Here is a 9,703-nt window from a genome sequence, read left to right as displayed (position 1 = left end):
CCTACCAGCTACCTCGCCGGACTCCACCTACGCGGATCGATCATCTGGCTCCGGAGTCTCCGCCCCACATGATCCGAACCTGGAACACGCCCTAGCCGCCCGGAGAGGCCACGACCAGCCCGACAGTCCCAGCTGCCAGCCGAAACTGGCAGCACGTCACTTACCGTTCTTCTGAGGCGTGTTCGTGCTCCGAAGACGAGCCCGGGCCCGCTGGGGAACTACTTCCACGCGACGGCCACGATGGCTGCGGCCGCCGTGAACGCCCCCACGGCATAGAAGGCCCACGATTGCTTGTTGCGCATGCCCACCAGCGCTGTCACCGCCACCAGGACGTCCAAGGCCAGTTTCACCCCCATCTTCGCGTGAACCACCGGCAGGTCCAGGGATATCCGGGTCCAGATGAGTCCCGCACCGGTGACCACCTGAACGACCGCGCTGCTCAGCATGTAACTGCCAGTCACCGGATCCTTCCCTCGCAGCTGGAAGAAGAAGCCACCCAGGAGCGCGGCGAACCCGAAGAGGTGGAAGACAAGGAACACATACCGAAGAATCTCCATGCTGGTGATCGTTCCATAGAGACAGAACAAATTGACGATCTTTTACACGGGAACTCGACCACGCCCGCATCGCCCTCGCGACCGCCACCGCCACCGCCATGGCCGACGATCTCGACGGCGACGGCTTCCCGGACAAGTCAGAACCGGCCCTGCCCGGGCACCCCTGTACCCCCAGCGCCTGGCGGTCGTCGCAGACAGGAAACCGTCCCTGCGAACCCATGACCTGTGTGAACTCGTGGAAAAGCTGGGCAGACCAGCGGCTACAACCTGCCCATGCCCGAGCGCGCCGCCACGGTGCTCGGGGACAGGTACCGGGGTCCCGACAGCGGGCCACCGGACAGATGGCGCAGCAGCCGCGCCACGGCCGGTCCGCCGTCGGTGTCCACCGTCGGGCCTGGCCATCGGCGCCTCGGGGCGGCATGACGTCGTCGCGCTGCGCACCTCGGCGGTGTCCCAGCGTTGGGCGCGGGCCGGGCTCCGTTTCCAGCCCCCGCCCGTCAAACCGTGCATGCGCTTCTCGCGCACACGGAGCCGGGCCGGTGGCTGCAGTTCGACTGGGGCGAGGGCCCGCGGATCGGCGGCCCGGTGGAGGAGAAGAAATAGCCCTGGTCGCGGTACCGGTCGGCGACTGCCTTGGACGTGATGACGCTCGCGCCGTCAGGCTCCCGGCGTGCGGCTCGGCGTCACAGCGGCGCGGCCCCGTGGCGATCAGCGCGATGACGGCGATCGCCGGGCCGCTCGCGGGCTGGACGCCTGGTTGCGGCTCCTCACCCTTCACGACCAGCACGATCTCGCCGATGCCGAGCCGGACACCATGCGGTTCCGCCTCTACCACCTGCCGGCCCGCCTGGCCCGCCATGCCCGCCGTCGCTTCCTGCGCATCGAGCGGACCGGGCCCTGGGCCGACGCGTTCACAACCAGCTGGCGCAGGCTCACCGACCTCCCAGCTGTCACCTGACGGACCGGACCCGCCCCGACGAAGACCAGAACGGAGAGGACCGACGGCACCCCGGGCCCGTGGAACCCGGCGCACCCGCGGCGTCACGCGACGACCCGCCCTCAACCGGCAGGGGACATTACGGGCGAACCGTCGGACCGATCAACGACCGAGCCCCCCTGAAGAATCGAGGTCAGGACTGTTGTAGATAGTCAACGATCCTGAAAACCCTGGACATTGGGGCAGTCAACGGGTTAGAAGGAAGGTTGCCTGCTGGCGTACACGGAGCAGCGTGGCGTAGCGGCGAGAGACCCCGGACAGCCCTGGAGAGGAACGCCTCATGTCCTTCGAGCCCGTGTACATATCCCGGCGCAATGCCCTGCGGGCCGGCGCCGGCGCAGCCGCCGTCGCCGGTCTCGGGGCCGGCCAGCTGGCCGGTGCGAGCGGTGCCTCGGCCGCCGCTCCGGCCGACCTGTCGGACACCGCGTACATCATGAGCTGCGACGAGTGGGGTGCCCGGCCGCCCGCCGGGGAGCTGTCGACCCGTACGGGCTCCACCCGGCGGATCGTGGTGCACCACATGGCGTTCCCGAACACCATGGACTTCTCCATGGAGGCGGCCATCGCCTGCGCCGAGCGGGTCCAGTACATCCACATGGACAAGAACGGCTGGTCGGACACCGGAAATCACTTCAGCATCAGCCGCGGCGGCCATGTGCTGGAAGGCCGGCACGGCAGCCTGGACGCGCTCGAGGACGGCGGATACCAGATCGTCAGCGCGCACGCCGTCGGCCAGAACACCCAGTCGATCGGTATCGAGAACGAAGGCACCTACATCGACGAGCTGCCCACCGGCAAGCTGTGGTGGTCGCTGGTTCAGCTCTCCACCACCATCTGCACCCAGTATGGCTTCGGCGCCCAGAACATCACCGGCCACTGGGACTGGAACAACACCCAGTGCCCCGGTGCGAAGTTCTACTCCACCTTCCCGCTGTTGCGACTGCACGTCGCCAAGCGCCTCGGCCAGGACCCGAGCACCATCCCGGCCCGCACCTGGCCCGACACGTTCACCTCCTGCGCGGGCGCCACGGTCCGTACGCTGCAGCACCTGCTGAACACCCAGGGCTTCAACCTCGTTGCGGACGGGGCCTTCGGCCCGGCCACGCTGGCAGCCGTGCGCGCCTTCCAGACGGCGCACGGCTTCCCCACCGCCTCGGACGGCACGATGACCGGGCCGACCTGGGAGGCGCTGGCCCCGGAGATCGGCATGGGTGCCACCGGGTCTGCGGTACTCGGCGTCCAGTCGATCCTGGCGACCAAGCTGTACGCCGTGAAGGCGACCGGCACCTTCGACCGGGTGACATGGGTCGCGGTCGCCAAGCTGCAGGCCCTGCACGGGCTCCGGGTCACCGGGCGGGTGGACCTGAGCACCTGGTGTGCCGCGCTCGGCGGTGTGGTGGAGGAGAACTTCCGCGGGCTGAAGGGCCAGGCGGGGCTGGAAAGCGAGCTTGTCGTGCCGGAGGCCGAGTCCCTGCCCCCCGTGACCCTCGCGGCGGACGGGGTCGTGGCGAGCGACGCACCCACCACGCAGTTCGAGGAGTTCCCGGTCGACCAGGACGTCCACGAAGGGTTGTAGGCCCTGCGCCGGCGGCGCCCGACCTCAGGGCGTCGTCGGGCCAGTACGGTGTCGATGGTCCCGAAGAACGCCGCGATCCCGGGCAGGTTCAGCCCCTTGGCCTGGGACGCGGCGAAGTCCTCGCCGCTCGCCCACTTCGATGTCCAGCCACTCGCCGTCCGTGACAGAGTCAGGTCGCGAGGAGCTGACTCTGAGGTGGAGTGTGGCGGGGAGGCGCATGCGGAGGTCACCGAGGCTGGTGGCCTACCGGGACTGATCCCGGCAGGCGGCGCAGGGCGCCGGTAGGAAGCCGTCCTCCCGGCACTCCCGTCGCCGGCGATATCGGCAGGCGCTCGGTGAAGGTCTGTCCGCCGTCGCGGGCTTCATGGACGCCGTCCTGGGCGGCGGCCAGGACATGGTCCGCGGCAAGGGCGGTCAGGGCCTGCGGCCGACCGCCGGGGACGGTGCCGGTCTGCTTCCAGGTGTTCGAACTGGTCGGCCCGAAACCTTCAGGGTTGGTCCTTGGTCCACCACAAGAACGCGGCGGCGTGCTGCTGGTTGGCGAAGCCTTCGCCGACCAGGGCGTGCAGGATGTCGTTGCTCCAGAGGATGAGCCGAACGAGTGTCCAGTTGACCGACTCGGGTGCTGGCAGATCCAGTCCGTAGACCATCCGGGCGATTTCGCGCTTGCCGCCCGCCTCCGTCGTGTACTTGAGGATCGACAGGAACCGGTCAGGCGTGCATCACGCAGAGAACCCTGGTGAGGAGGGGCTTCTTTGAAACCGGTCATGGCGAACGGCTTGGTGCCGGTCAGCAGTTCCTGCAGCCGGTCCTCGAGCTGCACGTCGGCAGGTCCGTACAAGAGGTACTCGATCGTCTGGCGGGTCGCCTTCCCGGCCGCGGTGTCGCCCATGGCGTTCCAGGCGGAGTTGAAGGTGGCCTGGTTGCCGGGGTGGGCTCCGACGTCGGAGTTGGCGAAGTCCTTGAGGAGCTTCGGGTCGCACGTCCGCAACCCGTCGGGGGAGAAAATCTTCTGGTACTTCGCCCAGTAGGCCGCTACCTCGGAGTCGAAGCCGGGCTTGGTGGCAAGGTACTGCTCCTTGAGCCGGGCCGCGCGTTCCAGCCACGTGGGCTCGACGTCCTCGGGTTTCGGGAAACGGGTCTTGAGGTCGTCGAGGGAGTGCGACGGCTTCTTCGGGGCGGCGGGCTCGCCGTGCTCCCATTCGTAGCCGCACCGGTGCTTCACGACCCGACGCCCGTCATCGAGTGTGCGGACCACGTCGATGTCCTCGTCGTTGCTGCACAGCGGGCACATGGCCAACACCATCGCTCTCCCCCGTTTCGCTGGTGCTCCTGCCCCACACCGTCAGCCGATGCACCCGTCTCTCAAGGGGCACATTCTCACATTCGGCCGAGGCGGGCGGGTCCGGTACCACCCAGCCGAGAAGGACGAGAGCCACTCCTGACGTCGGCGGGCCGGCTCACCTCCTTGCGTACGCCGGGTGCGCGCGTACCGTGCTCGGGCCGGACTGCCAGGGACGCTGCGTAGCCTGAACGAACACCTCGGGCGGCTGCTCGTCAACTATCGTGTCCAGCGGGGAGTTGTGGCCGTCCAGGAGTTGCGGCCGTGCCACTGCACGACAGTGGATACGACCAACTGGCCACCGACACACTGACAGCCCAGAAGGACGCAAGCTCCATGACGGCCTGCATCACCCCACACAGCGGCGCGTGACAGACGAGTCGTCCGCTGTGTCATGCTGTGGCGGTTTCTCAAGGGAGGGGATGTCCATGGCTGACACGCAACTGACGCATCAGCAGGCTCTCGGCAAGGTGGTGCAGGCTCTCGGCGGCACGTGGGATGCGCAGCGCGCCGTACTGGCCCTGCGGGTGGCGGGATACCAGCCCGCCGACCAGCAGACCGCGGAGAAGGAGGCGCGGCGGAACCTGCGCCTGCTGACCGAGAGCGGACTGATCGTGAAGACCGACCCGGACAGGGCTGTGTACGAGCTCGCGTGACCATGGCAACGGGCCGCGCGCAGGTGGCGGTAGGACAGGGCGTCCAGGTCGATGGTGGCCGCAGCCGTGTCGAGACGGCCGATGTTGACCACAGTGCCGTCCCCTTTGGTGGCCGGTAGGCAGGCGGCGAAGGTCTGGCCGCCGACGTGGTCCAGGGCCAAGTCGACACCTTCGCCGGCAGTGGCGTCGAGTACTGCCTGGGTGAGGTCCTGTTCGCTGGTGACAACGATGGTGTCGGCTCCGGCCTGCTTGAGCAGGTCGTGCTTGCCAGCGCTGCGAGTGGTGGTGACGATCGGGCCGGCGCCCAGGGCACGGGCGATCTGCACGCCGATGAGTCCGATGCTGGAAGTGGCGCCAGTGATCAGCAGTGACTGGCCGGGCTGGTAGCCGCCGGTTGTGAGGGCGCCGTGCTCGGTGAGCAGTCCGGTGGGCAGTGCGCAGGCTTCCGTAAAGTCGAGTCCGTCGGGGATGGGCAAGACGTGACGGTGGTCGGTCAGCACGTACTGGGCAAAGCTGGCCGGAGTGGTGCCCATCACGCGCTGCCCGACGGTGGCGGTGTCGACGCCGTCGCCCGCCACCGCGATTTCCCCGGCGAGTTCGTAGCCGGCCTGGTATTCCTTGCCGCTGCCGCCCGCAGTGGGGTCGGCGGCGGCAAGCATGGCAGCGTCGGCGTTGTTGAGCGCCACCGCGTGCGCGCGAACCATGATCTGACCGGGGCCTGGCTTGGGTACGGGAACCTGGCGGGGGGTCCAGTTGGGGCCGGTGCCGCCGAAGAGGGCGGTCATCGTCGCGGTCATGCTCGGGGTACTCCTTCGCGCGTGGGTGGGGTCAGTGGCTGCTGCGGGTGCGGGGGGGTTTGGTACTGGGTGTCGGTGACGTGCTCCAGCCAGGTGGTCTCCGGGCGGTCGTCGTCCGGTGCGGTGCCGTCCCACAGGGCGAGGTGCTGCATGAAGCGGTCCTCGGTGGCGCCGTGCCAGTGCTCTTCGCCGGGCGGGCAGGTGACGGTCTCGCCGGGGTGGGCGGCGTAGACGGTGCCGTCGCGGGTGCCGATAAGGGCGACGCCAGCGATGACGTGCAGGGTCTGGCCGACGGCGTGGTGGTGCCAGGCGGTGCGGGCGCCGGGGGCGAAGCGCACCATGTTGGCGCGGATGCGGGACGGCTCCTGGCCTGCGTGGATGACGTCGAACCAGACGTCTCCGTTGAACCAGTCCTCGGGGCCCTTGCCGGTGGGCTGCGGCTTGACGAATTCCATCGCGTGCTCCTTGGTACGGATCGGGTGCCTGGGTCAGGCGGCGTCGGTGTGGGCGAGGCCGGTGCCCAGGGTGCGGGAGGCGGTGGCCTGGGCGGTGATCTGCTGGCCCTTGGCCTCGGCGGTGGGGATGGCGTCGTCGCCGGCGACGAACCGCAGCGGCGGCTCGTCGAGGTCGGTGACCTTAAGCAGGGCGTCGGCGAGCTTGGCCGGGTCGCCGGCTTGCTGCCCGTTCATCGACTGCCACATTGCCTTGGTGGTCTTCGTGCGCTCGGCGTAGTCGTCGATCGAGAGTTCCGCCCAGCTGGTGGAGGCGTCCACGAGCAGCTCGGTGCGGAAGAACCCAGGCTCGACGATGGTGGTGCGGATGCCGTAGGGCTCGACGTCGTAGCGCAGCGACTCCATCCAGCCCTCGACACCGAACTTGGAGGCGGCGTAGGCGACGCAGAACTCCTGGCCGACCAGCCCGGCGATCGAGGAGATCGTGACGATGTGCCCCGCGCGCCGGGCGCGCATGACGGGCAGGACGGCGCGGGTGATGTTCATGGGGCCGAACAAGTTCGTCTCCATCTGGGCCCGCATCTGGGCGTCGGAGATCTCCTCGAAGTAGCCGGCCTGGAACGTGGCGGCGTTGTTGATCAGCACGTCGATGCGGCCGAACCGGGTCACGGCGGCGTCGACGGCCGCCTGGGCGGCGTCGGCGTTGGTGATGTCGAGGGCGGTGACCAGCAGGTTGTCGTGCTCGCCGCCGAGCGCCTTGAGCACGTTTTCGGGGCGGCGGCCGGTGGCGACGACATGGTGGCCGGCGGTCAGGGCCCGGCGGGCGATGTCGGTGCCCAGGCCGCGGCCCGCACCGGTGATGAGGATGACCTTGCTCATGAGAAGGGGATGCTCCTGTGCAGAAAGAAGGGGTGTCAGCGGTCCTGGTCGGCGCCGGCGGCGGCCAGGATGGCCTTCAGCTGGCCGGCGGCGCCCATGGCGTTGGGCCAGCCGGCGTAGAACGCCAGGTGGGTGATGGCATCGCTCAGCTCGACCTGGGTCAGCCCGTTCTCCAGGGCCAGCCTGAGATGGAAGCCGAGCTGGTCGGATCGGTACAGGGCGATCAGCGCGGTGACGGTGATCAGGCTGCGATCCCGCGGGGAGAGCCCCTCGCGGTCCCAGACGTCGCCGAACAGCACCTGGTCGGTGAGATCGGCGAGCTTGGGGGCGATGTCGCCGATGGCCTGCTGTGCTGCGGATTCCTTTTCGGACATGATGCTCTTTCCTTCCGCTGTCCTGTCTGGCGCAATTTCAGGCTTGCACCTCCATGCGCGCCCGTGCAGAGGAGAATCTGTTCCTGGGAAGGAAACATTCTGGGAAGAATCCTTCCCCCTCACGCCGAGGGCCTCCGCTGCCACACTGGGGGCATGAGTCCGACACCGCATCTGAACGAGCTGGGCGAGTTCCTCAAGGCCCGCCGGGCCGAGCTGAGCCCGCGCGCCGTGGGCTTGCCCGACAGCGCAGGTCCCCGCCGGGTCGCCGGGCTGCGCAGGGAAGAGGTCGCCCAGCTAGTGCTGTGACCGCATAGGTTCGCCGGTTTGCTGGTCGGGGCGGTTGGATGGGCGGTGACGTCCGATCCGTCCGGTGGAGGTGCGGTGGCCGAGCCTGTCCGTGTGCGCAGACTGACCGATCAGGAGGGGCAGAAATTGCAGCAGATCGTGCGGCGGGGCAGCACCAGTTCGGTGCGCTACCGGCGCGCGATGATGCTGCTGGCCTCCGCCGGCGGGAACCGTGTCCCGGTCATCGCCCGGTTGGTGGCGGCCGACGAGGACACGGTGCGCGATGTGATCCACCGGTTCAACGAGATCGGTCTGGCCTGCCTGGACCCTCGCTGGGCGGGAGGCCGTCCCCGCCAGCTCAGTCCTGACGACGAGGACTTCGTCGTCGCGACGGCTACCACCCGACCGGCCAAGCTCGGCCAGCCCTTCACCCGCTGGTCGATCCGGAAGCTCGTCCTCTACCTGCACCGGGTTCACGGGCGGGTGATCCGCATCGGCCGCGAGGCGTTACGGTGCCTGCTCACCCGACGCGGCGTCACCTTCCAGCGCACCAAGACCTGGAAGGAGTCACCGGACCCCGAGCGCGACGCCAAGCTCGACCGCATCGAGCACGTCCTGGAGCACTTTCCCGACTGTGTCTTCGCCTTCGACGAGTTCGGCCCGCTCGGGATCCGGCCCACCGGCGGCTCGGGATGGGCAGCATCCGGCCACCCCGAGCGGCACCCCGCGACCTACCACCGCACCCACGGGGTGCGGTACTTCCACGGCTGCTACTCGATCGGCGACGACACGCTCTGGGGCGTCAACCGCGGCAAGAAGGGCACCGCGAACACCCTGGCCGCGCTGAAGTCGATCCGCGCCGCCCGCCCCGACGGCGCCCCGATCTACGTGATCATGGACAACCTGTCCGCCCACAAAGGAGAGAAGATCCGCGTCTGGGCAAAGAAGCACCGGGTCGAGCTGTGCTTCACCCCGACCTACGCCTCTTGGGCCAACCCGATCGAGGCCCACTTCGGGCCGCTGCGGCAGTTCACCATCGCCAACTCGAACCACCCGAACCACCCGGTGCAAACACGTGCCCTGCACGCCTATCTGCGCTGGCGCAACGCCAACGCCCGCCACCGCGACGTCTTGGCCGCCGAACGCCGCGAGCGCGCTCGCATCCGCAGCGAGAAGGGCATCCGCTGGGGCGGACGCCCGCTCGCCGTGGTTGCATAACCAAGCGAGCCGGTGATCTACCTAGCTGTTCGTCAGGTCCTTGGCCATGACCTGTTCGCTGCCCGTGCCATCAGGCAGAAGGTCACCCGGCACACCGGTGTCCGTGAACCCGTGACGCTCGTAGAGAGCGGCAGCCCTTTTGTTGTCCGGCATCACAGACAAACGCAGAGACTTGGCACCTCGCTCTGCAGCCCACCGTGCAACCTCCCGGATCAGGCAGTCGCCGACCCCTCTGCCCCGGGCCGCGGGACTGACCCACATCGAGATCAGCTCAACGCTGTCTTCTGCATGCTCAACTGGAACGCCGCTGGCCATCCCCGCAGGACGACCGTCAACTACCGCAACGACATTGTGTGCGCCGGGAACCTCCAGACGGGCACGCCAGCGGTCTTCGCGATCACCGGCTCCCTGCCACTGGGCAAGCGTTGACCCGAACGCGTAGGGCGCCTCTGCCAGGGCTGCCTGCCGCAGTTCCTGAAGCTTCCCCTTGATCATGGACACCTGGAGACTGGGACCTGAGTGGTTCCAGAGGAAGCAGTGACCAGGTGGGTAGCAAGTACACGAAGCGGT

Annotated in this window: 10 protein-coding genes and 1 pseudogene; 4 read left to right on the top strand and 7 right to left on the bottom strand. The window is 68.5% G+C overall.

Annotated elements, in window-relative coordinates:
* Nucleotides 1-218: 218 nt before the first annotated feature.
* A complete protein-coding gene (locus tag AB0I23_RS40520) occupies nt 219-557 on the bottom strand; it encodes a hypothetical protein (protein ID WP_359118184.1) in 339 nt (112 codons plus the stop codon).
* Nucleotides 558-1,227: 670 nt separating this feature from the next.
* Between AB0I23_RS40520 and AB0I23_RS40515 the strand changes: the two genes are divergently transcribed.
* Together AB0I23_RS40515 and AB0I23_RS40510 are read left to right on the top strand one after the other, a co-directional pair.
* Nucleotides 1,228-1,515, top strand: a complete 288-nt coding sequence (locus tag AB0I23_RS40515; RefSeq protein ID WP_359118182.1) for a hypothetical protein — start codon at nt 1,228-1,230, stop codon at nt 1,513-1,515.
* 319 nt (nt 1,516-1,834) lie between these two features.
* Nucleotides 1,835-3,130, top strand: coding sequence for a peptidoglycan recognition protein family protein (locus AB0I23_RS40510; RefSeq protein WP_359118180.1), 1,296 nt, complete (start codon nt 1,835-1,837; stop codon nt 3,128-3,130).
* A 226-nt stretch (nt 3,131-3,356) separates the two neighbouring features.
* Here the strand turns inward: AB0I23_RS40510 and AB0I23_RS40505 are convergent, their stop codons facing one another.
* From AB0I23_RS40505 to AB0I23_RS40485, 5 genes are all read right to left on the bottom strand, one after another.
* On the bottom strand, nt 3,357-4,436 hold the full coding sequence (locus tag AB0I23_RS40505; RefSeq protein ID WP_359118178.1) for a hypothetical protein: 1,080 nt from the start codon (nt 4,434-4,436) through the stop codon (nt 3,357-3,359).
* A 487-nt stretch (nt 4,437-4,923) separates the two neighbouring features.
* The gene (locus AB0I23_RS40500; protein ID WP_359118176.1) at nt 4,924-5,925 is read right to left on the bottom strand and encodes a quinone oxidoreductase family protein; all 1,002 of its coding nucleotides are present in this window, start codon (nt 5,923-5,925) and stop codon (nt 4,924-4,926) included.
* Nucleotides 5,922-6,380, bottom strand: a complete 459-nt coding sequence (locus AB0I23_RS40495) for a (R)-mandelonitrile lyase (RefSeq protein ID WP_359118174.1) — start codon at nt 6,378-6,380, stop codon at nt 5,922-5,924. The genes AB0I23_RS40500 and AB0I23_RS40495 overlap by 4 nt, the downstream gene beginning before the upstream one ends.
* A gap of 33 nt (nt 6,381-6,413) precedes the next feature.
* On the bottom strand, nt 6,414-7,256 hold the full coding sequence (locus AB0I23_RS40490) for an SDR family oxidoreductase (protein ID WP_359118172.1): 843 nt from the start codon (nt 7,254-7,256) through the stop codon (nt 6,414-6,416).
* Between the two features lie 35 nt (nt 7,257-7,291).
* Nucleotides 7,292-7,630 carry a carboxymuconolactone decarboxylase family protein gene (locus AB0I23_RS40485; protein ID WP_359118170.1) on the bottom strand — a complete coding sequence of 113 codons (339 nt, stop codon included), beginning with the start codon at nt 7,628-7,630 and terminating at the stop codon, nt 7,292-7,294.
* Between the two features lie 153 nt (nt 7,631-7,783).
* Between AB0I23_RS40485 and AB0I23_RS40480 the strand changes: the two are divergent.
* Nucleotides 7,784-7,927 (top strand): annotated as a pseudogene (locus tag AB0I23_RS40480) (transcriptional regulator); the annotation flags it as partial.
* An 84-nt stretch (nt 7,928-8,011) separates the two neighbouring features.
* Nucleotides 8,012-9,133 (top strand): IS630 family transposase, encoded by a 1,122-nt coding sequence (locus tag AB0I23_RS40475; RefSeq protein ID WP_359118168.1) that lies wholly within the window; start codon nt 8,012-8,014, stop codon nt 9,131-9,133.
* Nucleotides 9,134-9,154: 21 nt separating this feature from the next.
* On the opposite strand, the gene AB0I23_RS40470 is transcribed toward AB0I23_RS40475, so the two are convergent.
* Nucleotides 9,155-9,628 carry a GNAT family N-acetyltransferase gene (locus AB0I23_RS40470; RefSeq protein WP_359118186.1) on the bottom strand — a complete coding sequence of 158 codons (474 nt, stop codon included), beginning with the start codon at nt 9,626-9,628 and terminating at the stop codon, nt 9,155-9,157.
* Nucleotides 9,629-9,703 lie beyond the last annotated feature (75 nt).

Origin of the sequence: Streptomyces atratus (genome assembly GCF_040655115.1) — a bacterium.
Classification (GTDB): domain Bacteria; phylum Actinomycetota; class Actinomycetes; order Streptomycetales; family Streptomycetaceae; genus Streptomyces; species Streptomyces atratus_D.
Note: the sequence above shows the minus strand (reverse complement) of the source record. Positions and strands in the feature narration are given on the sequence as shown.

Bases quoted from the DNA above. Each gene is read 5' to 3' on its own strand.
- AB0I23_RS40470 (WP_359118186.1), bottom strand. From the start codon at position 9,628: ATGATCAAGGGGAAGCTTCAGGAACTGCGGCAGGCAGCCCTGGCAGAG.
- AB0I23_RS40500 (WP_359118176.1), bottom strand. From the start codon at position 5,925: ATGACCGCGACGATGACCGCCCTCTTCGGCGGCACCGGCCCCAACTGG.
- AB0I23_RS40505 (WP_359118178.1), bottom strand. From the start codon at position 4,436: ATGGTGTTGGCCATGTGCCCGCTGTGCAGCAACGACGAGGACATCGAC.
- AB0I23_RS40490 (WP_359118172.1), bottom strand. From the start codon at position 7,256: ATGAGCAAGGTCATCCTCATCACCGGTGCGGGCCGCGGCCTGGGCACC.
- AB0I23_RS40485 (WP_359118170.1), bottom strand. From the start codon at position 7,630: ATGTCCGAAAAGGAATCCGCAGCACAGCAGGCCATCGGCGACATCGCC.
- AB0I23_RS40520 (WP_359118184.1), bottom strand. From the start codon at position 557: ATGGAGATTCTTCGGTATGTGTTCCTTGTCTTCCACCTCTTCGGGTTC.
- AB0I23_RS40510 (WP_359118180.1), top strand. From the start codon at position 1,835: ATGTCCTTCGAGCCCGTGTACATATCCCGGCGCAATGCCCTGCGGGCC.
- AB0I23_RS40495 (WP_359118174.1), bottom strand. From the start codon at position 6,380: ATGGAATTCGTCAAGCCGCAGCCCACCGGCAAGGGCCCCGAGGACTGG.